The sequence below is a fragment of the Chloroflexaceae bacterium genome (genome assembly GCA_025057155.1).
Classification (GTDB): domain Bacteria; phylum Chloroflexota; class Chloroflexia; order Chloroflexales; family Chloroflexaceae; genus JACAEO01.
The window spans coordinates 50,053-73,716 of record JANWYD010000022.1; the positions used below are offsets into that span (position 1 = coordinate 50,053).

The 23,664-nt window shown below is 67.3% G+C and carries 18 protein-coding genes; 11 read left to right on the forward strand and 7 right to left on the reverse strand.

Going from position 1 to position 23,664, the window contains the following annotated elements; all coding sequences use genetic code 11:
- Window positions 1–35 precede the first annotated feature (35 nt).
- Window positions 36–1,319, forward strand: a complete 1,284-nt coding sequence (locus NZU74_17620) for an MFS transporter (GenBank protein MCS6883154.1) — start codon at window positions 36–38, stop codon at window positions 1,317–1,319.
- A gap of 257 nt (window positions 1,320–1,576) precedes the next feature.
- On the opposite strand, the gene NZU74_17625 is transcribed toward NZU74_17620, so the two are convergent.
- Complete coding sequence (locus tag NZU74_17625) at window positions 1,577–1,996, reverse strand: hypothetical protein (protein ID MCS6883155.1); 420 nt, start codon at window positions 1,994–1,996, stop codon at window positions 1,577–1,579.
- 261 nt (window positions 1,997–2,257) lie between these two features.
- Here NZU74_17625 and NZU74_17630 point away from each other — a divergent pair, with 261 nt between their 5' ends.
- The 6 genes from NZU74_17630 (at window position 2,258) to NZU74_17655 (ending at window position 10,444) form a co-directional block, all read left to right on the forward strand.
- The gene (locus NZU74_17630; GenBank protein MCS6883156.1) at window positions 2,258–3,676 is read left to right on the forward strand and encodes an isochorismate synthase; all 1,419 of its coding nucleotides are present in this window, start codon (window positions 2,258–2,260) and stop codon (window positions 3,674–3,676) included.
- Between the two features lie 158 nt (window positions 3,677–3,834).
- The gene (gene menD, locus NZU74_17635; protein MCS6883157.1) at window positions 3,835–5,643 is read left to right on the forward strand and encodes a 2-succinyl-5-enolpyruvyl-6-hydroxy-3-cyclohexene-1-carboxylic-acid synthase; all 1,809 of its coding nucleotides are present in this window, start codon (window positions 3,835–3,837) and stop codon (window positions 5,641–5,643) included.
- Window positions 5,644–5,840: 197 nt separating this feature from the next.
- Window positions 5,841–6,665 carry a 2-succinyl-6-hydroxy-2,4-cyclohexadiene-1-carboxylate synthase gene (gene menH, locus NZU74_17640; protein ID MCS6883158.1) on the forward strand — a complete coding sequence of 275 codons (825 nt, stop codon included), beginning with the start codon at window positions 5,841–5,843 and terminating at the stop codon, window positions 6,663–6,665.
- Window positions 6,666–6,977: 312 nt separating this feature from the next.
- Complete coding sequence (menB, locus tag NZU74_17645) at window positions 6,978–7,805, forward strand: 1,4-dihydroxy-2-naphthoyl-CoA synthase (protein MCS6883159.1); 828 nt, start codon at window positions 6,978–6,980, stop codon at window positions 7,803–7,805.
- Window positions 7,806–7,919: 114 nt separating this feature from the next.
- Window positions 7,920–8,825: a 1,4-dihydroxy-2-naphthoate polyprenyltransferase gene (locus NZU74_17650; protein ID MCS6883160.1), complete on the forward strand. Its 906-nt coding sequence runs from the start codon at window positions 7,920–7,922 to the stop codon at window positions 8,823–8,825.
- Between the two features lie 143 nt (window positions 8,826–8,968).
- On the forward strand, window positions 8,969–10,444 hold the full coding sequence (locus tag NZU74_17655) for an o-succinylbenzoate--CoA ligase (protein ID MCS6883161.1): 1,476 nt from the start codon (window positions 8,969–8,971) through the stop codon (window positions 10,442–10,444).
- Between the two features lie 14 nt (window positions 10,445–10,458).
- Here NZU74_17655 and NZU74_17660 read toward each other — a convergent pair whose 3' ends face one another.
- Both NZU74_17660 and NZU74_17665 read right to left on the reverse strand, forming a co-directional pair.
- Complete coding sequence (locus NZU74_17660) at window positions 10,459–11,127, reverse strand: DUF1405 domain-containing protein (GenBank protein ID MCS6883162.1); 669 nt, start codon at window positions 11,125–11,127, stop codon at window positions 10,459–10,461.
- Between the two features lie 360 nt (window positions 11,128–11,487).
- Window positions 11,488–12,036, reverse strand: a complete 549-nt coding sequence (locus NZU74_17665) for an acyltransferase (GenBank protein MCS6883163.1) — start codon at window positions 12,034–12,036, stop codon at window positions 11,488–11,490.
- A gap of 663 nt (window positions 12,037–12,699) precedes the next feature.
- Between NZU74_17665 and NZU74_17670 the strand changes: the two genes are divergently transcribed.
- Window positions 12,700–13,260, forward strand: a complete 561-nt coding sequence (locus NZU74_17670; protein MCS6883164.1) for a cob(I)yrinic acid a,c-diamide adenosyltransferase — start codon at window positions 12,700–12,702, stop codon at window positions 13,258–13,260.
- Between the two features lie 71 nt (window positions 13,261–13,331).
- On the opposite strand, the gene NZU74_17675 is transcribed toward NZU74_17670, so the two are convergent.
- The 3 genes from NZU74_17675 to NZU74_17685 all read right to left on the reverse strand — a co-directional run bounded on the left by NZU74_17675 (window position 13,332) and on the right by NZU74_17685 (window position 16,363).
- On the reverse strand, window positions 13,332–14,468 hold the full coding sequence (locus NZU74_17675; protein MCS6883165.1) for a patatin-like phospholipase family protein: 1,137 nt from the start codon (window positions 14,466–14,468) through the stop codon (window positions 13,332–13,334).
- A 49-nt stretch (window positions 14,469–14,517) separates the two neighbouring features.
- The gene (locus NZU74_17680) at window positions 14,518–15,348 is read right to left on the reverse strand and encodes a CPBP family intramembrane metalloprotease (protein MCS6883166.1); all 831 of its coding nucleotides are present in this window, start codon (window positions 15,346–15,348) and stop codon (window positions 14,518–14,520) included.
- A 151-nt stretch (window positions 15,349–15,499) separates the two neighbouring features.
- Entirely contained in the window at window positions 15,500–16,363 is an 864-nt protein-coding gene (locus tag NZU74_17685) for a hypothetical protein (GenBank protein ID MCS6883167.1), read from the reverse strand.
- A gap of 524 nt (window positions 16,364–16,887) precedes the next feature.
- Here NZU74_17685 and NZU74_17690 point away from each other — a divergent pair.
- Window positions 16,888–17,913: an SLAC1 anion channel family protein gene (locus NZU74_17690; protein MCS6883168.1), complete on the forward strand. Its 1,026-nt coding sequence runs from the start codon at window positions 16,888–16,890 to the stop codon at window positions 17,911–17,913.
- A 370-nt stretch (window positions 17,914–18,283) separates the two neighbouring features.
- Here NZU74_17690 and NZU74_17695 read toward each other — a convergent pair whose 3' ends face one another.
- Window positions 18,284–19,006 (reverse strand): PIG-L family deacetylase, encoded by a 723-nt coding sequence (locus NZU74_17695; protein ID MCS6883169.1) that lies wholly within the window; start codon window positions 19,004–19,006, stop codon window positions 18,284–18,286.
- A gap of 476 nt (window positions 19,007–19,482) precedes the next feature.
- Here NZU74_17695 and NZU74_17700 point away from each other — a divergent pair, with 476 nt between their 5' ends.
- A complete protein-coding gene (locus NZU74_17700; protein ID MCS6883170.1) occupies window positions 19,483–21,621 on the forward strand; it encodes a hypothetical protein in 2,139 nt (712 codons plus the stop codon).
- Window positions 21,605–23,569 (forward strand): DUF2029 domain-containing protein, encoded by a 1,965-nt coding sequence (locus NZU74_17705; GenBank protein MCS6883171.1) that lies wholly within the window; start codon window positions 21,605–21,607, stop codon window positions 23,567–23,569. The genes NZU74_17700 and NZU74_17705 overlap by 17 nt, the downstream gene beginning before the upstream one ends.
- Window positions 23,570–23,664 lie beyond the last annotated feature (95 nt).

Here is a 23,664-nt window from a genome sequence, read left to right on the forward strand (position 1 = left end):
ATCCAAATCTAAAATCTAAAATCCGCAATCACACTATGGCTGGCTACCTGCGGGTTCTGCGCGCGAACCGCAACTACCGGCGCCTGTGGTACGGTCAGGTGGTCAGCCAGATCGGCGACTGGCTCGATAGTGTTGCGCTGTTTACACTCACCCTCAATCTCACCGGCTCGGGGCAGGCGGTAGGATTGCTGTTCCTGGCCGAGTTCTTGCCCGGCGCGGCGGTTGGCCCTTTCGCCGGGGTGATCGTTGACCGGCTGCCACGCAAACTGGTGCTGATTGCCAGCGATCTGGGGCGAGCAGTCACGGTAATGCTGCTGCTCCTGGTCAGCGGCCCCGAGGATCTGTGGCTGTTGTATCTGGCGGTCGTGGCAAAGGTGTCGCTCACGGCCTTTTTTGAACCGGCGCGCTCGGCCATCCTGCCAGGAATATGCAGCCGCGAGGAACTGGCGGCGGCCAACGCCATCAGCGGAGCAACCTGGTCGGCCATGCTGGCCCTGGGCGCGGCCCTGGGCGGCGTTGTGGCAGGCACCCTGGGAGTGCGGGCGGCCTTCCTCCTCGACGCGGTCTCGTTCCTGCTCTCGGCGGTGCTGATCGCCACGGTGCGCGTCCCCCGGACTCGCGCTCCCGATCCGTTCGACGGGACCCGACCGATAGCGCCGCGCCCGCCAACGGGCGCGCGAGGTGCGCTGAGCGAGTTTCGGGAGGGTCTTCGTTACGTGCTGACGCGCCCTGAGATCGGGTGGCTGACCTTCAGCAAGGCCATCTGGAGCCTGGGGGGCGGGGTGCTGCTGCTGCTGACGCTGTACGGCCGCGAGATTGCGCCGCTGGGCCGCGATGGGGCGGTGAGCATCGGGTTGCTCTACGCCGCGCGCGGAGTGGGAACGGGCATCGGGCCGTTTCTGGCGCTGCGTCTCGGTGGCTCGGGGCAGCGCTTCCTGCGGCGCTCGGTCGCCACGGCGTTTTTCATCAGCGCCGCGGGTTACCTGTCCCTCGGCTTTGTAACCACCCTGCCGCTGGCCGCGCTATGCGTCCTCTTCGCGCACATTGGCGGCAGCATCCAGTGGGTCTTCAGCACGACGCTGCTGCAATCGCAAGTGCCCGATCGCCTCCTCGGGCGCGTCTTTGCCACCGAGTACGCGGCGCTGACCTTCACCACTGCGCTGTCGGCCTATCTGACCGGCGTGGCCCGTGACGCAGGGGCCACGCCGGCCGCCCTTGCCATGGCCCTGGGGGGCATCTTCGCCGCCTCGGGGGTGGTGATGCTGGCAGCACTGTGGCCCGAGCCGATGCTGGCGGAGATGGGGGATAGACGATCCTGATGCTCCTCTGAGGCTGCGGCGGAGAGGGCGCGCCCTTCCGAACCCTCTTCTCAGGTGCAGGGTTTTTCGAGCGAGAAGCGGTTTTTGGCATTCCCAAGCGCTTACGATCCTCACCCCCCGCCCCCCTCTCCCGCTCGCGGGAGAGGGGGGCGTTGGACGTCCCGATGCCCCGGATGGCGCATGCGACGCGAGCATGCGCCGGAAAACCCTACACCTGAGAACCCAGACCCTCCGCTAGGAGGTATTCGGACAGGCTCTTAGTCGGCAGCAGGGCCATCACACTCAGTTGTGGCTATTTCTATATCTAAGAGCCAGATAATATCCGCAATAAGCGCACCGTTTTTCAGATGTCCGAGCACCTTGATGGTATCGCCAGATTGAATAGGGGGACCCGCCAGAGGGCAGCCATTGCGGCTGTAGGTGGCAGTGCTATTCTCAAAGCCCGTTCCGACGGGGCGTTCGTTGAGCCAGATCGCTTCAAATCCATCTACGGGTTCTTGCAGGATGATCTTCCGCGGAGGTTGGACGAGAAACTCCGCAACCGTTGCTTTCGCAAGAACGATCGGCGCATCCGCAGGAGCGCCCGGAGCGGGATTGCCTTGCCCGGGCAGGCGCAAGCTGCAACCCCAGACAGCGGTCAGCACAGGCGTCAGGACCAGGAGATACAACCATCTCATAGCGTGCATCCCCGCACGGTAGCAGGTTCTAGATCGGTTCGGCAGGGCAAGGCCCACGCGCCGTCGCCCTCGCCCTGCTAACGTACCACAGTTCGCCCACGCCCGCCCTCCGTTTTCCTACGGAATGCGCTGCCCGCACCCTGCCAGACCCGCGCCTCTCATTTCCCGCTCCCCACCTGGGGTATAATCCAGTACAGAGGGGCCGCAACGCGCGGCCCCGAGACACCGGCACGCCGCGCCGGACGGAGTAGGTCGCGGGTTATGATTGGAGTCAGCGTCGCCACCGCTGCCCTGCGCGAGCGGCCGCGGATGGAGGAACAGGCCGAGATTGCCCGACAGCGCGCCCGGCAACTGGGGCGCCCCGTGCTGGTGAGCGTAACCACGCGCGTGCGTCCCCGCGACCCGCTGGCCCTCTTTGCCCGCGGCCTCGGCGTTACCCACAACCGGCTCTTCTGGAGCGCGCCCGCGGTAGGTCTGGCCGTAACCGGCCTGGGGGCCGCCTGGAGCTTCGAGGCCCGTGGCTCCGACCGCTTCGCTGCCGTGGCCGCCGCCTGGCGCGAGCTGATCGCCGAGGCCTGCATCGCCGCCGATCCGGCGCTGCCCTTCAGCGGCCCGATGGCCGCCGTAGGGTTCAGTTTCGACCCCGAGCGCCCCGCTTCCGGACTCTGGGCCGGCTATCCCGACGGGCTGCTGCTGCTGCCGCGCCTGGTTCTGGCCCGCGTCGGCGATACTGCCAGCCTTACCGTCAACGGCCTGGTTGGCCCCGAGACTTCGTCTATTGACCTGCATCTCTCGGCGGCGCGCCGCCTGCGGGCCTTGCTTGGCCGCGCCTGGCGTCCACCGCGGGTACCCGGCGGCATCGAACTGGAGGATGCCCTGCCCCCCGGCGCCTGGCGCGCCATGGTCGCCGATGCCGTGAACGACCTGCGCGCCGGGCGCCTTGAAAAGGTCGTGCTGGCGCGCGAGGTGCGCGCGCGTTCGGCACGGCCTTTCAATCCCGCCGCCACCCTCGACGTCCTGCGCCGCGACTACCCCGAGACCTTCGTCTTCGCCGTGGCCCGCGGCGGCAGCACCTTCCTCGGCGCTTCTCCCGAACGGCTCGTCGGCCTTAAAGACGGCACGGTGGCCGCCAGCGCCCTCGCTGGCTCCATCCGCCGCGGCGCCACCCCGGAGGAGGACGACGCCCTGGCCCGTGCGCTCCTGGATAGCGCCAAGGACCGCCACGAGCACGCCGTGGTGGTGCGCCGCATCGTCGCCAATCTGGCCGATCTCTGCGACGAGGTGCGCGCCGCCGCTGAACCGGAGGTGATGCGCCTGCGGAATGTGCAGCACCTCTTCACGCCCGTTACCGGGCGCATTCGTGGCGAGCACACTATTTTCGACCTCGTCGCGCGACTCCATCCCACCCCGGCCCTCGGCGGCCAGCCCCGCGAGGCCGCCCTGGCCTGGATCCGCGCCCGTGAGGGCCTCGACCGGGGCTGGTACGGCGCTCCAGTCGGCTGGGTTGACGCCCGCGGGCAGGGCGAGTTTGCTGTGGCCATTCGCTCGGCCCTCATCGGCGAACGCGAGGCCGCCCTTTTCGCTGGCTGCGGCATTGTGGCCGCCTCCGACCCGCTGCGCGAGGAGCAGGAGACCGAGATCAAGCTGCGGGCCATCCTTGGCGCCCTGGGGGCGGGGTAATGCTTTTTGGATTGGGGATTTTGGATTTTGGATTGCCATAGTTGATGACGCCTCGGCGAGGAGGTTTGGAGGGGCGAAGCCTCTCCAAAAGAGATTCCAGGGGGCTTATGGCCCCGGCTTCACCGCTCGAGGCGGCGCCGGGCCGAACCGACACAGTAATGAACGACCATATCCACACCCTGACCCTCTGGGTCGGCACGCTGATTGACGAGCTCGTCCGCGGCGGGGCCAGCCAGTTCGTTGTCTGCCCCGGCTCGCGCAGCGCCCCCCTGGCCCTGGCCGTGGCCCGCCACCCTGGCGCGCGCGTCTGGATGCACCTGGACGAGCGTTCGGCGGCCTTCTTCGCCATGGGCATGGCCCGCCAGCGCGACGAGCCGGTGGCCCTGGTCTGCACCTCCGGCACGGCCGCGGCCAATTTCCACCCCGCCGTCGCCGAAGCCGACCTGGCGCGCGTGCCCCTCGTCATCCTCACTGCCGACCGTCCGCACGAGTTGCGCGACAACGGCGCGCCGCAGACGATTGACCAGGTGCGGCTCTTCGGCACGATGACGCGCTGGTTCAGCGACCTGCCTGTTCCCGAGGAGGCGCCCGCCCTGCTGCCCTACCTCCGCGCCGTGGCCGCCCGCGCCCTGGCCGCCGCTCGCGGGGCGCCCGCCGGCCCGGTGCACCTCAACCTGCCCTTTCGCGAGCCGCTGGTGCCCGACCGCGCGGTGCTGGAGGATCTGTTCAAGAGCCGTTCCACCAGCCTGGCCGCGACTCCGGGCGACCCTGCCGAAGCGCGCGGCGGCGCGGCCCGCCCCGCAGCGACCGTGGTGGCCGGCCCGCGGCTGCTGCCCGAGGCCGCCCTCGGCGCGCTGGTTGACCGGCTCGCCCTGGCGACCAGGGGTCTGATCCTCTGTGGCCCCGGCTGCCCGCCGGACCTGCCCCCCGCGGTCGCTCGCCTCGCCGCCAGGCGCGGCTGGCCCATTCTGGCCGATCCTCTCTCCGGGGTACGCCACGGTCCCCACGACCAGCGTCTCGTCCTGTCGGCCTACGACGCCTTCCTGCGTGACGAGGGCTTCGCCGCTCGCTACGCCCCCGAGGTGGCGCTGCGCTTCGGCGCCATGCCCACCTCCAAGCCCGTGCTGCAGTTCCTCCAGCGCCACCCCGCGGCCCGGCAGATCGTCGTGGACGAGGGTGCAGGCTGGCGCGAGCCGACCAGCCTGGCCGCCGAGCACCTGTTCTGCGACCCGACCTGGCTCTGCCACGAGTTGAGCGCCCGCCTGCCCGCCGCACCGGAGCTTACGCCCTGGGCGCGAGCCTGGCGCGACGCCGACCGGAGCGCCCGCGAGGCCATCGCCGCCGTCCTTGGCTCCGAGGAGCGCATCAGCGAGCCAGGAGTCTTCTTCCACCTGGCCGAGATCCTGCCCCCCGGCGCAACGCTCTTCGTGGGCAACTCGATGCCCGTGCGCGACTGCGACACCTTCCTTCCCGCCAGCGCGCGCCCGCTGACCATCGCCGGCAACCGCGGAGCCAACGGTATTGACGGACTGGTCTCCAGCGCCCTGGGGGCGGTCGCCGGGGGCGCCGGGCCGCTGGTGATGGCGCTGGGCGACCTCTCGCTCTACCACGACGCCAATGGCCTGCTTGCCGCCAGGCTTCACAGCCTGAACGCCACCATCGTGCTGATCAACAACGACGGCGGGGGAATCTTCTCCTTCCTGCCGCAGGCCAGCGAGCGCGACCGGTTTGAACTGCTCTTCGGCACGCCCCACGGCCTCGACTTCCGGCCCCTTGCCGAGCTGTACGGCGCCCGCTACACCCTGGCGCGGGACTGGCCCGCCTTCCGCGCCGCGGTGCGCGCTGGCCTGGAGGGGAGCGGCCTGCACCTGGTCGAGGTGCGCACCGACCGCGAGCGCAACGTGACCGACCACCGCGCCATCTGGCCGAGGGTCAGCGCGGCCCTGCGCGCCGCCGGGGTCGTGTAGGGCGGGGCGCAACCCTGCTTACCGAAGCGAGTCTCATCTTAACGCCTTCGGAATCTCTACGGACTGGCTCTGTGGAGGTGTGGAGGTGTAGAGCTGTGGAAATGTAGAGCTGTGGATGGGCGATCAGATCGGGCAACGGTCTCCACATCTCCAGACCTCCACGCCTCCACGCCTCCACAGGCTGGTCTCAGCGCAGGATGCCAACGGAAACGACAGAACAGCCTGGCTTCCCGCCATACACGCTGACCGGCCACGGCCCGCCGCTGCTGCTGCTGCACGGCTTTACTGGCAGCGCCGAGGAGTGGGCCGGACTGATCCCCGCCCTGACGCCGCTGCGCCAGGTCATTGCCGTGGACCTGCCGGGCCACGGGCGCGCACCGGCCCCCGCCGATCCCTCCCGCTACACAATGGAGCGGACCGTTGCCGAGCTGCTGGCCCTGCTCGACCATCTGGACCACGCTGCCTGCGATATTCTGGGCTACTCGATGGGCGGGCGGGTGGCCATGCACCTCGCCGCGACGGCCCCGGCGCGGGTGCGCGCCCTGATCCTCGAAAGCGCCTCGCCGGGCATCGAGGACCCTGCCGAGCGAGCCGCCCGCGCCGCCGCTGACGAGGCCCTCGCCGCACGCATCGAACAGGAGGGTCTGGAGTGGTTCGTGGACCACTGGGCCAGCCTGCCCCTGTTTGCCAGCCAGGCCCGCCTGCCGGAGGCCGCGCGCATTGCCCTGCGGGAGCGCCGGTTGCGCGGGAGCGCCACGGGGTACGCCAACAGCCTGCGGGGTCTGGGCGCGGGGCGCCAGCGCAGCCTCTGGGCCGACCTGCCGGCGATGCGCGTCCCGACCCTGATCATCAGCGGCGAACTCGACGAAAAATACGTCGCCATCGGCGCGCGCATGGCGGCGGCTATGCCCCTGGCTCGCCAGGTGATCGTGCCCGGCGCCGGCCACACCGTCCACCTGGAGCAGCCTGAAGCCTTTCAGGAAGTTGTGGTAGGATACATGACAGGGAATGCGGTAGGTTGAGACTTCCGCGGCGAAGCTGCACGCTCCGGGGAGAGAGATTTTTGGGGAGAGGGTAGCCTTCCCGAAGCCTCCTCTGAGCCATGGGGCGGGCCAGGCTGATTGTATCACACTGCGCCTACCGGGAGAGGGTCAGAGGGTTGCGCCCTTGCGTGAACCACCTGCCCGCCAGGAGGGGGTGGGAGGGCTGCGCCCTCCCACAAACTTCTCTGCACCCTGCAGTGGTGCGGTGAATCCGCAGCGGACCCACGTGCACGTGGGGAAACGGGGGTTTACCCACGTGCACGTTTAGAATTTGGAGCAAGGAACACATATATGCCTATCGAGTGGATCAGCGCGGGCACCTACACCGACATCATCTACGAACACGACGCGGCGGGCGAAGGGATCGCCAAAATCACCATCAACCGCCCGGAGAAGCGCAACGCCTTTCGCCCCGAAACGGTGCAAGAACTGCTCGATGCCTTCTCGCGCGCCCGCGACGACGAGCGCATCGGCGTCATTCTCTTCACTGGCGCCGGCGATAAGGCGTTCTGCTCCGGCGGCGATCAGACCGTTCGTGGCGAGGGCGGCTACATCGGGCAGGACGACATCCCACGGCTCAATGTGCTTGACCTGCAACGCCTCATTCGGATTATTCCCAAGCCGGTCATCGCCCTGGTGGCGGGTTACGCCATCGGCGGAGGTCACGTGCTCCATGTCGTGTGCGACCTGACCATCGCCGCCGACAACGCCATCTTCGGGCAAACCGGGCCGCGGGTGGGCAGTTTCGACGGCGGCTACGGCTCCAACTTGCTGGCGCGCATGGTTGGCGACAAAAAGGCCCGCGAAATCTGGTACCTCTGCCGCCAGTACAACGCCCAGCAGGCCCTGGAGATGGGACTGGTGAACGCCGTGGTGCCCCTGGAGCGCCTGGAGGACGAGGGGGTGCAGTGGGCCCGCGAGATCCTGGAGAAAAGCCCCCTGGCGATCCGCATGCTCAAGGCGGCGATCAACGCCGCCGCCGATGGCCATGCCGGCCTGCAGCAGCTCGCTGGCGACGCCACCCTGCTCTACTACCTGACCCAGGAGGCGCAGGAGGGGCACCGGGCCTACCTCGAAAAGCGCAAGCCCAACTTCCGGCGCTTCCGGCGCTTTCCTTGATGTAGGGGAACCAGGTTTCCCCGTTACCCCTGCCTATGGGGGCAACCTTCCAGGTTGCCCCCACCGGGGAAACCTGGTATCCCTCCGCCTACGCCCCGTGCTATACTCTGAGTTATGACGACCAAGGTCACCACGCCGGCCCCTCCGGGGCCGCTCAAACGCTGGTTGATGGCCATCCGCGTGCCGACGCTTCCGGCGGCGGTCGTGCCGGTGCTGGCAGGATCGGCGACGGCCTTCGCCGACGGCTTCTTGCGGCCCCTGGCGTTCGTGGCGGCGCTGCTGGCGGCGTTGCTCATTCAGATCGGCACCAATCTCGCCAACGATTACTTCGACCACCTCAAGGGCGCCGATACCCCCGAACGCCTCGGCCCCACCCGCGTAACCCAGAGCGGCCTCATCGCCCCGGCGACGGTGCGCAACGCCATGTTGCTGTGCTTCGGCCTGGCCGCCCTCTGCGGCGTCTACCTGATCGTCATCGGCGGCTGGCCCATCCTGCTGATCGGCGTGCTTTCCATCGCCTCGGGCATTCTTTACACCGGCGGGCCATTTCCGCTGGGCTACCACGGCCTGGGCGATCTGTTCACCTTCGTCTTCTTTGGCATCATCGCCGTCGTTGGCACCGACTATCTGCATACCGGCGCCTTTCGTCTGCCAGCGTTCCTGGTCAGTCTGCCGGTGGCGATGCTGGTGACGGCGATCATCGTGGTGAACAACCTGCGCGACGCGCCGACTGACCGCAAGGCCGGCAAGCGCACCCTGGCGGTGATCTTCGGCGAGCGCTTTGCCCGTGTCGAGTACTTGACCCTGGTGCTCGCGGCCTACCTGTTGTTGCCGGTGATCTGGTGGTGGAACGGCACGTCGCCCTTCGTGCTACTGCCGTGGCTCAGCTTCCCACTGGCCCTGCCTCTGCTGCGCATGGTGTGGACCGAGCGAGGTCGCGTGCTCAACCTGGCCCTGCGCGGCACCGCCCGCCTGCACCTGATCTTCGGCGCGTTGCTGGCGGTTGGGTTGATTGTATGAGGTTGGAGCGGGCAAGTCCTTCGATGATATGCCATCCCCCCCTCCCAACCTTCCCCCGCTGGGGGGAGGAGTTCATTTCCTTCCCCCGGAGAAGGGGCAGGGAGGGGGCGACCGCGAACGATGTTTCGTCACCAAGATAGATCATGACCACCATCCCCGACTGGCTGGCCCGTCGCGCGGCGCTGCATCCCCATCGTCCAGCGCTGATCACCCCTGGCGGCACGTGGACGTTCGCCGAGCTTGATGGCCAGGCCACTTATCTTGCCACACGCCTTGCCGACCTGGGTGTGCAAGCCGGGGACCGCGTCGCGGTGCTGGCGCGCAATGGCCCGGCTTATGTGGCCGCGATCCACGCCGCGCCCCGTTGCGGGGCCGTGCTGGCGCCCCTCAACATCCGCCTGGCCCCTGCCGAACTGGCCTGGCAGCTCGCCGATTGCGGGGCCACCCTGCTGCTCCACGACGCCGAGCACGCCGGCATCGCCGCCAGTCTCGGCGCGGCGCCGCGGGTGGCGCTTGAGGACCTCGGCGATCCCGGGCCAGACACCGGCGCCTCGATAGCGGAGCGCGCCCTGGCCCTTGACGCGCCGCATACAATCATCTACACCTCCGGCACCACTGGCCGGCCCAAAGGCGCCGTGCTAACCATCGGCAACCACTGGTGGAGCGCAATGGGATCGGCGCTTAACCTGGGCCTGCGCGACGATGACCGCTGGCTGGCGGTCCTGCCGCTGTTCCACGTCGGCGGGCTGGCGATTGTGCTGCGGGGGGCGATCTACGGCATCCCGGTGGTGCTCCACGAGCGCTTTGACCCCGCCGCCGCCCTGGATGCGATTGACCGCCAGGGCGTGACGATCGCCTCGCTGGTGGCGGTCATGCTCCAGCGCATGCTCGATCTGCGCGGCGCGACGCCCTTCCCGCCACATTTCCGCTGCGCGCTGCTCGGCGGCGGCCCCGCCCCCCGGCCGCTCCTCGAAGCCTGCGCCGTCCGCGGCGTGCCGGTCGCGCCGACCTACGGCCTGACCGAGGCCGCTTCTCAGGTCGCTGCCCTGGCTCCCGCCGACGCCCGGCGCAAGCCCGGCTCTGTGGGCCAGCCGTTACTGCCTGCCGAGGTGCGCATCGTTAACGCCGCAGGGCACGACGCCGCGCCCGAGGAGGTGGGCGAGATCTGGGTGCGCGGCCCCACCGTCACCCCCGGCTACCACGGGCATCCCGAAGCCAGCGCCGCCGCCATCGTGGACGGCTGGCTGCGCACCGGCGATCTGGGCTATCGCGACTCTGAGGGCTTCCTCTACGTAGTTGACCGGCGCAGCGACCTGATCATCTCCGGCGGTGAAAACGTCTATCCGGCGGAGGTCGAGGCGGTGTTGCTGGCCCATCCCGCGGTGGCCGAGGCGGGCGTCATAGGCGCCCCCGACCCGACCTGGGGGCAGGCCCCGGTCGCCTTCGTGGTACTGGCGTCAGGCTGGTCGCCGACGGAGGCTCTGGCCGCCGAAGTGCTGGCCTTCTGCCGGGAGCGCCTGGCGGCCTACAAGCGCCCGCGCCGCCTGCGCTTCGTCGCCGCCCTGCCCCGCACCGCTGCCGGCAAGCTGCAACGCGCCAGACTGCGGGATATGCTGTAATATTCGATTGCCGTTCAATGGGGATTGGTATAGTACCAACGCTTGTTCTCCGCCTCCCCGCCCGCTGTGACGCCTGGCGCTCTGGCGCTGAACGGGAGCAGGAGGAATACCAGAGCGAACCCCAGGACCGTGGTAAGCAGCGCGGCGGTCCAGAAGGCGTAGTTCAGAGGAACGGCATAGGTCAGCGGGGGATGGTGGCCGAGAGCATAGTCAACCAGTAGCGAAAGGGCATACCAGCCGACGATGCCCAGGCGCGTCGGCAGGCCCAGGGCGCCGATGCGCGTGGCGAGCAGGAGACCCTCGCAGGTCAGCCCGATGTGCGACACAAACAGCATCGCCTCCAGCGGCCAGTAGCCCGGCACAAACCCGGCCACACTCCAATGGCGCAACCAGAAGGCCAGGGTCCACAGTCCGTACTTGATGCAGGCGACGGCGGCGAAGGCGTTGAACCAGCCCCACTGCCGCCCGTAGTACAGGCCCAGGAAGGCCGCCGTGGCCAGCAACGCCGCCAGCGGGCAGTCGGGGATGAAGGGCCAGGCCCAGAGGGGAGAAGCAGTCAGTTGCGGCCCGTACCACACCCAGCCGCCCCAGACCACCCCGACGGCGTTGGCGGCCATACAACTCCAGAAGATCAGCGGGTTCCGCAGGATGAGGTTGAGGATCTTTTCAAGCAGAGTGAGCATACGCCTCGGAGGGTCTGGGAGGGCTTCGCCCTCCCGCGGAGATCGTTTTTCAGCGGCAAAGCCGCCCAGGTTCCCAACGCGAGCACAGGCGGTGAGAGCAGGGCGAGGAACCCGGGGTTCCCTAACTTCTCAGGTGGAGGGTTTTCCAGCGCATCCTGGCGTCGCATTGGCCATCCGGGGCATCGGGACGCCCAAGCCCCCCTCTCCCTGAGCGGGAGAGGGGGGAGGGGGGGTGAGGACCGTAAGCCCACTGGCATGCCGAAAACCCCTGCTCGCTCGAAAAACCCTACACCTGAGAAGGTTCCCCAACCCCCTTCCGCCAGGATGGCAAGGTTCGGGACAACCCGGTCATCCAACGCCTCAACGCAGGCGCCGGATGGGCACCCCGCCCACGAAGGCCCCGGGGGGCACATCGCGGTTGACCAGGCTCATCGCCGACACGGTCGCCCCTGTGCCGATCACTACGCCGGGGAGGACTGTGCAATTCGCGCCGATGGTTACATCGCGGCCGATCACCACCGGCCCCCGCCGCCACTCTTGCCGCGTGAACTCGTGGCAGAGAATGGTCGAGTTATAGCCGATCACACAATTCTCCCCCAGGGTTACGTCCTGGGGGAAGAAAATGTCGAACATCACCATCAGCCCAACCGAGGCGTGAGCGCCCACGCGCATGCCGAGCGCGCGGTACAGGGCATTTTTGAGAGGGAGAAACGGAACGTAGCGCGCCAGTTGGATGACTGCCGCGTTACGAGCTATGCGCACATAGCCGCCTGTGACCTGTGGGAAGTACCAGAGCGCGTTGTGCGGCCCTGGCGAGGGATGCACCGCGAGGCGAGCCTTGCGCGCCGCGCTGGAGCCCAGCCCGTCGGCCTCCCAGGTTGCGAGCGTTTGCCCGTTGCCCTGCCGCATAGTTCCTCGTATGGTTCACTCCGTCGCGTTTCAGTGTAACATAGTTCCGCGGAAGGGCGTAGGCAAACCGGGTTTCCTCCAGGGCTAATCCAATGTCTTTGCGGCGATCCCCGGCCTTCGCGCCAGAGGCGGACTTTGCATCGGCGCCGGGGTATCCCCCATCTCTCAGGTGCAGGGTTTTTTGGGCGAGCAGGGGTTTTCGGCATTCTAATGCGCTTACGGTCCTCACCCCCCCCGCTCCCCGCCCCTGCGAGCGGCAGCGGGGGGCCTGGGCGTCCCGATGCCCCGGATGGCCAATGCGACGCCAGGATGCGCCGGAAAACCCTACACCTGAGAATTATCCCCCACTCCTGACAAAGCAAGGGGTGAAAAACGAATCTCTCTGAGATGGCCGCGCGCTTCCGGACCTTGCCGCCCGGTTCCGGCCTGTTTGCCATGCCGGCGCTTCGGCCCTAGAATGCAGTACAGTCAGGTTTTTGAACCGGAAGTCCGGGAGGCTTTGACCTTTCAGGAACGTTCTTCCTCCCTCGTCGGGAGGAGCGTGGGGGAAAGCCGATTTCCCGTCCGCAGGCATGGTCTGTAAGAGCTGCGACCTCGCAGAAACGCTGTTTCCCGATCATCTTGGTAATGAGAATTGCCGGATGAACTACAAAGGACCAATCAATGAAAATCTACACCAAGACTGGCGATGCCGGTGAGACCGGGCTGTTTGGCGGCCAGCGGGTCGCCAAGGACTCGTTGCGCGTTCAGGCCTATGGCAGCGCCGATGAGTGCAACGCCGCCCTGGGCGTGGCCCGCGCGATGGGCCTCGATCCCGAACTCGACAACCTGCTGGCTCAGGTGCAGAACCAGCTCTTTATCGTCGGGGCCGACCTGGCGACACCCGGCGAGAACCCTCACATTCCGCGGGTAAGCGAGGCTGATGTCACCTTTCTCGAAGGGTGGATTGACCGGCTCGAGGGTGAGCTGGCGCCCCTGCGGCAGTTCATTCTGCCGGGAGGCGTCCCGGCGGCCGCCTATCTGCACCTGGCGCGCACCGTCTGCCGGCGCGCCGAGCGCTGGGTAGTCAGCCTGGCGCAGGCCGAGCCGGTGAATGCTCAGGTGCTGGCCTACCTGAACCGCCTGTCGGACCTGCTGTTCGTCGCGGCCCGCGTGGCGAACGCGCGCGCCGGGGCCGCCGATGTGCCCTGGGTCAGCCCGCGCCTGGCGCGCCAGGGGGAGTGAGAGGCGTTCCCGGAGCGTCGCGCCCTCCGGGACCCGCGCCGTGCGGATTGCGGGATGCCATTGTTGCCGGTTCACAGATCTGGCACATACGACGTCATCATCTCGCCCTCGACCAGGTGCACCCTTGCGCCCACGCGCGCCGCCGTCTCCGTCACCTGCCAGGGCGCCTGTTCCAGAACGCGGCGCATATCGGCGTAGCCTGCGGCGCGCCGCGCCGCGATGGATGGGCGCGAGAAATCGGCGGCGCTCTGTGGCACCTCGTCGGGACGCGGCTGGTACACGATGTGCACCAGATCCACGCTCCCCTTTACCGGCTCCGCGGGCAGACCAGGGGGCAAACTGCGGCGTTCCGCTTCAGGCAGCCGCTCACGCAACTGGCCGAGCATCCAGCGCATATTCAGCATCTGCGCGACCATCTGCACGTCGTGGATGGTCCGGCTGGCAAACTGGATCTGCCGCTGACGCCAGAGGACATCATCAATAGTCTCCGGCGCCGGGCCGTGCGGATTCCAGAGGTCAATCGCGATAATCAGCGCATGACCCGCCAGCGGTTCGCTGAGCACGGCCTGGAGCGGCGTGTTGGCCACACAGCCGCCGTCCCAGTACCATTCGCCGTCAATCCGAGTCGCCGGGAACCCCGGCGGCAGAGCGCCGCTGGCCAGCACATGCTCCGGTCCGAGGATCTGACGCCGGTTGTCGAAGAAGACCAGCTCGCCGGTGGTCACCTTCGTGGCCCCCAGGCTCAGGCGCACCGGGCCATGGTTGATGAGTTCAAAGTCGGCGTGGCGGCAGAGCGTCTCCACCAGCGGCGTCGTGTCATAGTAACTGGTCGCGGCGGGCGTGCCGGGCGGAGCGAGATTAGGTGCGATCAGGCGCGGGGTAAAGAAACCGGGTTGGCCAAAGACAATCGCCTGTCCCACGCTGAGCCGGTTGAAGAACTGTCGGGCCAGGCCCCGGAGAGTCGCGCCCCACTCATCGGGCCGTGAAATCGCGCGCCAGAAACGCTCCAGTTGCGCCACACGCCGGTCAGGTGCATTGCCGGCGATGATCGCGGCGTTGATGCCGCCAATCGAAATCCCGGTCACCCAGTCGGGATGGTAGCCGGCTTCAGCCAGGGCCTGGTACGCGCCGATATGGTAGGCCCCCAGCGCGCCGCCACCCTGGAGCGCCAGAATGATCTGCGGACGGCTATGCAGCGTCGTGTTCATGCTCCTTCCCTCCTTCCCTCCTTCCCGGTTGGCAGTGTAGGAGGGGGAGTTACAACATATCGCGCATTACCGAAGGACGGGGGCCGGCTCCTCCGCCAAACCGTTGGGGGCCATATACTCCAAGGATGATCAGGGCAACGATCGCCGTCACTCCCACGACCAAGCCGTAGGACGAGACAAAAACGCCCAGTGCAAGTAAGACGTAGGCCAGCATATTGGACATCGCATGGAACACGCTCACGAAGAACAGACTGTGCGCCGTGTTCTGGTAGAGCCAGGTATAGATCACCGTGAGGGACAAATAGAAGAGAAGCTGGCCGGGCCATGGCAGAGCCGCCATTGGCGATGCCGGATTGAGCATCAGAGGGACGTGCCATAGGAACCACAGCACCCCCATGATGAGCACGAGTTGCCAGTCAGGGCAAGTTGTCTGTAAACGGGGCAGGGCGTATCCCCGCCAGCCGATCTCCTCCCAGGCGCCGGCAAGCAGCATGGCGCCGAAAACCGGCAGTAAACTTCCCCAACTGAACCAGGCTACATCGGGCGACGCCTGGCCAGTGACGGCCCCGATGGCCAGGGCAATCGCCGCTACAAGCGGCCAGAAGCCCAGCACCAATACCCACTGCCAGGGCGAAGCGCGCCACCGGAACAGCGGGCGAAACAGCGCCCGGAGGCCACCGGATTCGCGGAGGGCCAGCACGACCGCTACCGCCGCCAGGGTTGGCCCCAGGCCGCCAAGCAGGCTGAACAAGGGGCTGTCGAAGGGGAAGAGGCCCCGCGCATACAGGGCCTGGGGAACCCATCCTGACCAGGAGAAGCCGAAGGCCAGGAGGTAAAACGTTACGACCCGGTGGCGCTGGATCGGACTAGCATGGCCCATAACCGAATCTCGGCGACAGAGCAAAGCGCCTCACGAGCGGACATTGACGATAGTTGCCTGCATAATCGCCACTACCTTGCTCGCGGTTCCTATAAAAGCGTGCGCTTCGCCGGTGCAGACGGTGAGCGTCCTGCCCGCGAGGTTTCGCTGCTCACTGGTAATGATACTCGACACGCTCAATGCGCCCGCGCCAGTAGGGATGCGGCCCCTGGGGAAGCAGCCAGGCGACCTCGCCCTGCAACGGGACGAGCATCCCATCGCGCGCCTGAAAGTCCCAACAGCGAACCTGCCAGGGCGTGGGCACGAGCGTGCCGTTGACGTCGCGGTAACGGTCATCGGCGCGAACGGAGTCGATCAGGCCCTGGGCATCGAACTGAAACACCAGCCTGACGCTCGTCGCGCCGTCGCGAAGCGTCGCAGCGGCGCGGGTGTCGTCAATGGCTTCCCATTCCACGCCCTGACCGGGCAAGAGCGCCGTGGGGTACCACACCGCTTCGGCCAGAAAGCGCATCAATTCGCCATGGTTCAGTTCCGGACTGGCCGGCATTTCCGCCACGGTGAACAGTCCCAGCAGTCGCGCCGCCAGCGCGCCCGTGCCTGCGACATAGGCATCATACACGTAGATGGGCATACCGGGCGCCATGCCGATCCGCGCATCCCAGACAAAGCCTGGGTGGCGCGTAACGACGTGCTGGGTCGAAGTCAACGGGCGCCACTGCTCCGCGGTCTGGCTCATATTGAAGACGCCGGTAAACTTAACCCGGGCGGAGGCGACCACGGGCTGGCCCTCCTTCAACACGGTGCGGAAGTAGCGTTGCACCGGCACCGGCAGGTCGGCCAGGTCACGCGGGTCGTAGGGCCTGACACCGGCGGGCAGCCGGGCCGCGTACATCTTCGCGTGCAGGGCGCCGATGGCCCTCTGCCAGCGGAGCGCGCCGTAGAGGTATAGCGCCCCGACGCCGCCAGCCAGGAACAGGAACAGAGCCAGGAACGACTTCGGCCATGAAAAACGCATCGCTTGCTCCTTAGTTGTGCGTCCGACAAGTTCTCGAATGTGAGGGCTTAGCTCTCCCAGAAACCCTCCTCCCATCCCTTTCGTGCAACTCGCCGGACGAACCACTTAGTGGTCTGTAAAGGAAGTTTCCCGGCATTTCCGCCCCCCCTCCCAGCCTCCCCCCGTTGGGGGGAGGAGCCGACCTCACTCACCCGGCGGGGGAGGGTTGGGGAGGGGGTGGAAGTTCAGCGAAAGACTTTGTTTATAGATTACTTAGCGGCCTCCCCAGTGGAGGACGGAATGGATACCGCTTACGTTGTAGCGTATACTACGGCGAGAAGCAAGCCACACTTGCACCGGGCATCATTGTAACCCGGCGCCCCTGCGCCGCATCACATCATTCGAGGGCGCTCCGGGCGCGCAATCCTTCAGGCAGCGGTGGAAAACGGGGTTTCGCCAATGGTCGCTTCCGGCAACTGTATGAGTTGGCCCTGTCCTCCCCAGGCAGCCCGGCAGGTCCTCTGTTTACCTCAGGAGTCTGAACCATGACCGACCAACCATCGCTCCACGTCGCGACCGGTGATCATGACCACATCGAAGCCCGCCCACGGTTGCAGTACTTTCCCATCTCGTTCTTTGCGTCGGTGCTGGGCATGACCGGCGCAACCATCGCCCTGCAACGAGCGGAGCGCTTCCTGGGCTTGCCGTTCGCCATCAGCGGCATCGTGCTGGTGGCCTCGCTGGCGATCTTTCTGGTGGTCGCGACCTTCTACACGCTGAAGGCGATACGATACCCCGAAGCAGTAAAACGGGAGTTCGCCCATCCCGTTAAGATCAATTTCTTCCCCACCATATCGATCAGCATGCTGCTGTTCGGGATTGCCTTTATGCGCCTGAATAGCGACGTTTCGCGTCTGTTCTGGATGGCGGGCGCGGCCCTCCATATCGGGTTCACCATCGCCATTCTCTCGGCCTGGATGCAGCGAACCACGTTACAGCCTCAACACGCCAACCCGGCGTGGTTCATTCCGGTGGTGGGCAACATCATCGTCCCGATCGCGGGGGTCGAGCACGCTCCGGCTGAGGTGTCCTGGTTCTTCTTCAGCATCGGCCTGATCTTCTGGCTGGTGTTGCTGACCATCGTGCTGTACCGGATCATCTTTTACCCGCCGCTTGCCGAGCGCCTGAGACCGACCTTGTTCATCCTGATTGCCCCGCCCGCCGTCGGTTTCATTTCCTATCTACGGCTGATGGAGCACGACGTCAGCGGCTTTACCCTGGATAGCTTCGCCAGGGTTATGTACTATGTCGCGCTATTTATCTTTATCTTGCTGCTGACCCAGGCGCGCTACTTTGTGACTCTCCCCTTCTATCTCTCGTGGTGGGCCTATTCCTTCCCCGTGGCGGCGATCGCTATTGCGACCATCGTGATGGCCTCCAGGACGAACCTGCCGGTTTTCCAGGGGCTGGCCTATGGGCTGCTCATTGGATTAGGAGCGCTGATTATCGTGCTATTGTTCCGAACAGTTATGGCGATTGTCCAGCGCAAGATTTGCATTGAGGATGAGTAACGCACCTGCCTGACGTGAGGGTCTGGGAGGGCGCGGCTTCCGAGGAAGGCTCGTTCCTTGCCCATTTGAAGCAGGGTGGGGCAACCAGGTTTCCCCGCACCCCTGCCCGGAGGACGGGTCCGAGCGGGCCGCGCCCTTCCAGGAATGCTCGTTCCTCGTCCGTTTGAAGAAGGGGCGGGGAACCCTGGTTTCGCCACGCCTCTGCCGAATGAACGGTTGTGGGGGCCCACGCCCTGTTTACCTTCCACCCCCGAATCGCCCGCCCGAACACCGGAAAAGCAGCGCGTCCCAGGTATTGCCGAGCAGGTTGCCGATCCGGATCATGCGCAGCGCGCGCTCGATGGCGCGGGCCTGTTCCGCTATGTTCACATCAGCCGTGCAACCCTGGCAGAAACACGGTCGGGCTGGGCACCAGCAACGGGCTGTGGCTCTTAAAGGCTTCGGCGTAGGCGACCCCGAACAGGCGCCCCAAATAGGCGTCCTCGGCTTCATAGAGGGTCAGGAGACGGTCGCCCTCTTCCACCCGAAAGATCGAGCTATACTCGGCCAGGGCTGCGCGCTTCCGCTCGTAGGTATCGCTCACGTCCACGGCGAAGGCAAAGTCGCGGCCCCAGGGCGGCTCCATCTTACAGTGGGGGAAGAAGAGCCGCTCCACTTTCCAGGGTTCCGTATCGGCCAGCAGTTCGCCGCCGGGCACTCGCTCCCAGTGATCCAGGCGAGCGTAGAAGACCGCGGCGCTCAGCAGCGCGCCCGCGGCGGCATGGTCGGGATGCACGCAGGCATCGGTGGTGCCAAAGACTATCTGGGGCCGGTGGATGCGGATCAGGCGCGCCACCTGCAGGCGCAGGGGAATGTTGTCGCTGAGAAAGCGATCCTGCCCGTTGAGGAACATCCGCTCGGCGCCGAGAATGGCCGCCGCGCGCCGGGCCTGGGCCGCTCGCTCCCCCGGCGCGGCAAAGTCGCTCGGCTCTCCATCACAGAGATCCACAAGGAGCACTCGCAACCCTTCCTCTACCAGTCGCGCAACCGTCCCACCCATCTGCACCTCGGCATCGTCAGGGTGGGCGGAGATCACCAGCGCATCGTATGACATCGTCGTCCTCTTTTTACAGTCACAGTGCATGGACTATCATTATACTGATGCGCCGGGATCGTGCGATGTTACAGGCGAGGCTGATGCAACGTCCGCCTCTAGGGGGGTTGGGGCGGCTACGCCGCCGGGGCCAACCAGAAACGTGGAATTTGGGGCTCGTCCCGGAGACTTTGCATTCGCCCTGCCCGTTACAGGCGCGCCGATTCGCGCTTCCGCCGCGATCGGCTATACTGGTGCGAGCACAGGATCTTCACCCTCCCCCTGACTCCCTCCCTCTCCACCTGCGGGGGAGAGGGCGCCGTTCTCAGATGAGGGTTTTCCGGCCCATCCTCGCGTCGCATGCGCCATCCGGGGCATTGGGACGCCCAACTCCCCCCTCTCCCGCTCGCGGGGGCGGGGGGGTTGAGGATCGTAAGCGCATTGAAATGCCGAAAACCCCTGCTCGCACGAAAAACCCTACACCTGAGGAGTGGCCGGTGTGGCTGGCAATCCTTGCCGGTTACACCCTGGTCGCATTGCTGCTCCTGACGCCCGTCCTGCCGATGTTCGGCGCCGCCATTCCTGGCGGGCCGGTGGCTGCCGTGGACGGCTGGCAGAATGTCTGGAACCTGTGGTGGGTGCGCCTGGCGCTCTTCACCGGTCGCGATCCGTTTGTCACCGATCTGCTGTTCTTTCCCGAAGGGACACCGCTGCACCTGCAGACCCTGGGCTTCATCAACGGGGTGCTGGTACTGCCGGTAACAGCCCTCTGGGGGCCGGTGGCGGGCTACAATGCGGCCATGCTTCTCAGTCTGGTTCTGGGGGGAATGGCCGGGTACGCCCTGGCCCTGCGCGTCTGTGGAGTACCGTGGGCCGCGTTCCTTGCCGGGCTGATGTTCACGATCGCCCCCTTCCATATGACGCGCATCTGGGATGGGCAACTGGAACTCGCCAGCCTGCACTGGCCCGCGCTGTACGCCCTGTTCTTGCTGCGCGCCGTTGAAGACGGTCGCCGGCGCGATGCCGTTCTCGCCGGAGTGTTCCTGGCCTGCACCGGCCTGTCGAGCTGGTACTACCTGCTGTTTATGGGTCTCTATGCGCTGAGCTTTGCGTTGCTGTGGGCCAGCGGGCCACAGGCGACCCGCCTTGCGCTCCGCCAGACGGCGCTGAGTCTGCTGGTGGGCGGGCTGCTGCTGCTCCCCGTGCTGCTTCCGGCGCTGCGTCTGGCGCTTGGCTCGCCGGGAGCGGTGCAGCAGTTCGAGGGTGAAGAAGCGCTGCGGCGTTCGGCGAACCTGCTTGACTTCTGGTTGCCAAGTTACCTGCATCCGCTGTGGGGCGCCTGGCTCTTCAAGCAGGTGGGCCGGGCCTGGCACGATTACAGCGGCGACTGGAACGTGGCCCTGGGCTACGGCGCTCTGGCGCTAAGCGCGCTGGCCGCGGCGCGGTATCCGCAACGCGCCTGGCGCTGGCTCGCGCTTGCCGGTATGGCCCTGGTCTTCGCCCTTGGTCCACGCCTGCAAATCGGCCCCTGGCAGACCGGCCTGCCACTGCCCTATGCCGTGCTCGAAGCGCTGCCGGGCATCAACCTGGGCCGGCGCCCGCTGCTTTTCACCGCGGTCGCGACCATTGCGCTGACGCCGCCTGTGGCCCTGGGCCTGCGCGCCCTTGGCGCGATGGTAGAGGCCCGGCGTCGCTGGGTGGCGGCCCTGTCGCTGGCGCTGATCGCCTTTGAACTGGCGATTGGCCCCTGGCCGCTGCTGCCGGCGGATACGCACCTGCTGAACCGGCAACTGGCGACCGGCACGGGCGCGGTGTTTGAGATACCTCCGGCGGTCTACAAGTATGTCGAGCCCCAGCGGGCGCAACTCATCCACGCCCGGCCCATCCCTGGCGGCTACCTGGCCCGCCCGCCACGCTACGCCTGGCCGTACACGGCGCCCGGCGTGCGCCCACTCTGGCGCATGCATCCCGACCCGGCTTCGCCCTTCCTCGAAGGCTCCGACGGCCCGCTCGCCGCGCTGGCCTTCTACGGCGTGCGCGACGTGGTGGTGCGCTGGGATCAGATCAAGCCGGAAAGCATCCCTGGGGTTCGGGCGGCGCTGGAGCAAACGCTGCCCGGTCTGGCCCCGGTATTCGATGACGGAACGCGCAGCCTCTACCATGTGCCGGTCAACCCCGGACGCGCGATTGCCGCCTTTAGCGGCGACGGCTGGCAGCGCCCCGAGAGCGACGGCCAGCAGACCTGGCGCTGGATGGGGCCGGAGGGAACGCTGACGCTGATCAATCCTGGCGCGGAGGTGCGGCGGTTCACCCTGCTCCTCGTCGCCCAGAGTTACCGCGCGCCTCGCACAGTGACGCTCAGCCTCGACGGCGCCCCCGCGGGGACCTGGCTGGTCAACCGGGGACCGTCGCGCACGTACCTGCACTTCTGGCTTGCCCCCGGCGAGCACCATCTGGTGTTGCGAGCGCCAGCCGACCGTGAGGAGTTGCCGCATAGTTCGCGTTTGCTGAGCATTGTGCTGCTTGAGGCGCGCCTCGAGTCGTCGGCAGGGGCGGTCCCGGGTGGCAGGGTGGCAGAGGTGTGGCGGTGTAGCGGCGTGGAGGTGTGGAGATGTGCAGATGGCGAACCGCAGTAGACCCCACCCCCGCCTGCCGGCCCTGCCGCGTATTCGCGCTGGCGGCGAGATCGGCCTCATCTTCCTCCTCCTGGCAGGCGCGGCGCTCGTGCTGTGGCTCCTCGCCAGCGGCCCGCGGGTAGCGCGTTACCCGCCCGAAGCGCCGCCGCCGGCCACCGGCCTGCACGCCCTCGAACGGCGCGCCGACGGGGGCGCTCCCTACCGCTGGACTACCGGCCACGCCTGTTTCAACCTGCCCAATCCAGGCGGGCCGCTGCTCCTGCGCCTGCACCTCTCCGCCGGGGCTCGGCAGCGCGTCGAGGCAGCGCTGAGCGGCCCCATCAACGTCCGGCTGCGCCTTGGAGCGGATCTGCGCCAGTATCACCTGCTCGTCCCGGCGCAACCGGGGGAGCGCCTGGCGCTAGAATTGTCAGCGCCGCCGTTCGTTCCTCCCGGGGAAACACGCGAGGTCGGGATTGTGCTGGGCGAGATCGGCGTGTGGGGCGGAGGCGCGGCCCCGTCGGCCCTCATCGCAGCGGCGCTGCTCACCACGGTGGCTCTATATGTCGCCATACGAACCACAGCGCCCCCGGCAGTCACAGCGGCGCTTGCGGGTCTGGCGGCAGGAACGCTGCTCGTCTGGCACCTCGGCGCACGCTGGGCCACGTGGACCTTCGCGCCGCTTGGCGCCATCGCCGCCCTGGTCGCCATTCTGGTCGCCGCGGGATGGCCGCTGGCGTTGGGCGCCGTAGCGCGCTGGCGGGCCGCCGGGGAAGCGGCGGGCGGCGGAGAGCGGCGCGCGCGGGCGGCAGGCGATGGCGGCACACTCGTCCAGATCGATGGGCGGCGTGGCCGCGAGGTCGTCCGCACGAGTGCAGTCATTGCGGGGATGGGCCTGTATCTGGCGGCAGGCCTGTGGAACCACCTGTACGTGCATTCGGGCCTGGCCCTGGACCTGGAGATCTACCTGCGGGCCGGGCGCCAGGCCCTGGCCGGGCAGATCCCCTATGATCCGCCCGAACTCAATGTGATCGGCGTCTCCTTCGTCTACCCCCCGCCGACGATCCCTCTCTTCGCCGCCCTCGCCGCGGTGGAGCCCTGGCTCGCCCACGGTCTGTGGCTGGCTGGTTCGGTCGCGCTCTACGCCCTGGCCCTGCTGGGCATCTACGCGGCCCAGGAGGGAGTGGAGCGCAGCATCCTGGTAGTCGCGCCTGTGCTAGGCCTGGGCTTTGCCCCGTTTCTGGAGAACCTGGCCATCGGCCAGATCAACAGCCTGATGCTGTTCGGACTGGTGCTGTTCGTGCTGGGGCACATCGAGCGACGTCTGGCGTGGGCGGGTGATGTGGCGCTCGCCGCGGTCTTGCTGATCAAACTCACGCCGGTAGTGCTGCTGCTCTGGCCGCTGGCCCGCGGCGACTGGCGCCGTCTGGCGCGGGTGACCCTCGGAGTGGTTGTTCTGAGCCTGCCGGCCCTCGCGCTCTACGGGACGGCGCCATGGCTAGCCTTCGCGCAACTGCTCCCCGATCTGCTTGAGGGCGTGCCTCGCAACCCTTACAACCAGGCCCTCACAGCGGTGCTGACCGGATTGACAGCGCCCGGCTCGGCGGCCGAGCGAGCCGCCGCCTGGCTGGGGCGAGCCTTCAGCCTGGGGCTGCTGGCCACGTGGGCCGCCATTTGCTGGCGACGCCGTGGCGCGAATGACGGCGGCGCCATCCTTGCCTGCGGCGTAGCGATACACACCGTCAGTTCCAGCCTGCTCTGGTACCATCACCTGGTGTTCCTGGCCTTGCCCCTGGCATGGCTGGCCCTGGCCGCCCCCCGGCGCCCGCCGTGGCCAGGACTGGCTCTGCTGGCCCTCGGCCTGATCCAGGCCACCCGCCCGATTGAATCTGGCCTGGGCATGCCGCCCTGGCCCGCCGTGGCGGGATATGTGATCCTGGTCATCGCCTGGATCGTAAAATCCCGCTGACAGGAGGGATTGGGAGGGCTGCGCCCTCGCAGGGACATCACCCGTCACAACGACGCCGCCAGGTCTGGTAGGAGCCATCGGGCAGCGGCTCGTCA

Coding starts and splice junctions, on each gene's coding strand:
- NZU74_17620 (MCS6883154.1), top strand. CDS start 36: ATGGCTGGCTACCTGCGGGTTCTGCGCGCGAACCGCAACTACCGGCGC.
- NZU74_17625 (MCS6883155.1), bottom strand. CDS start 1,996: ATGAGATGGTTGTATCTCCTGGTCCTGACGCCTGTGCTGACCGCTGTC.
- NZU74_17630 (MCS6883156.1), top strand. CDS start 2,258: ATGATTGGAGTCAGCGTCGCCACCGCTGCCCTGCGCGAGCGGCCGCGG.
- menD (MCS6883157.1), top strand. CDS start 3,835: ATGAACGACCATATCCACACCCTGACCCTCTGGGTCGGCACGCTGATT.
- menH (MCS6883158.1), top strand. CDS start 5,841: ATGCCAACGGAAACGACAGAACAGCCTGGCTTCCCGCCATACACGCTG.
- menB (MCS6883159.1), top strand. CDS start 6,978: ATGCCTATCGAGTGGATCAGCGCGGGCACCTACACCGACATCATCTAC.
- NZU74_17650 (MCS6883160.1), top strand. CDS start 7,920: ATGACGACCAAGGTCACCACGCCGGCCCCTCCGGGGCCGCTCAAACGC.
- NZU74_17655 (MCS6883161.1), top strand. CDS start 8,969: ATGACCACCATCCCCGACTGGCTGGCCCGTCGCGCGGCGCTGCATCCC.
- NZU74_17660 (MCS6883162.1), bottom strand. CDS start 11,127: ATGCTCACTCTGCTTGAAAAGATCCTCAACCTCATCCTGCGGAACCCG.
- NZU74_17665 (MCS6883163.1), bottom strand. CDS start 12,036: ATGCGGCAGGGCAACGGGCAAACGCTCGCAACCTGGGAGGCCGACGGG.
- NZU74_17670 (MCS6883164.1), top strand. CDS start 12,700: ATGAAAATCTACACCAAGACTGGCGATGCCGGTGAGACCGGGCTGTTT.
- NZU74_17675 (MCS6883165.1), bottom strand. CDS start 14,468: ATGAACACGACGCTGCATAGCCGTCCGCAGATCATTCTGGCGCTCCAG.
- NZU74_17680 (MCS6883166.1), bottom strand. CDS start 15,348: ATGGGCCATGCTAGTCCGATCCAGCGCCACCGGGTCGTAACGTTTTAC.
- NZU74_17685 (MCS6883167.1), bottom strand. CDS start 16,363: ATGCGTTTTTCATGGCCGAAGTCGTTCCTGGCTCTGTTCCTGTTCCTG.
- NZU74_17690 (MCS6883168.1), top strand. CDS start 16,888: ATGACCGACCAACCATCGCTCCACGTCGCGACCGGTGATCATGACCAC.
- NZU74_17695 (MCS6883169.1), bottom strand. CDS start 19,006: ATGTCATACGATGCGCTGGTGATCTCCGCCCACCCTGACGATGCCGAG.
- NZU74_17705 (MCS6883171.1), top strand. CDS start 21,605: ATGGCGAACCGCAGTAGACCCCACCCCCGCCTGCCGGCCCTGCCGCGT.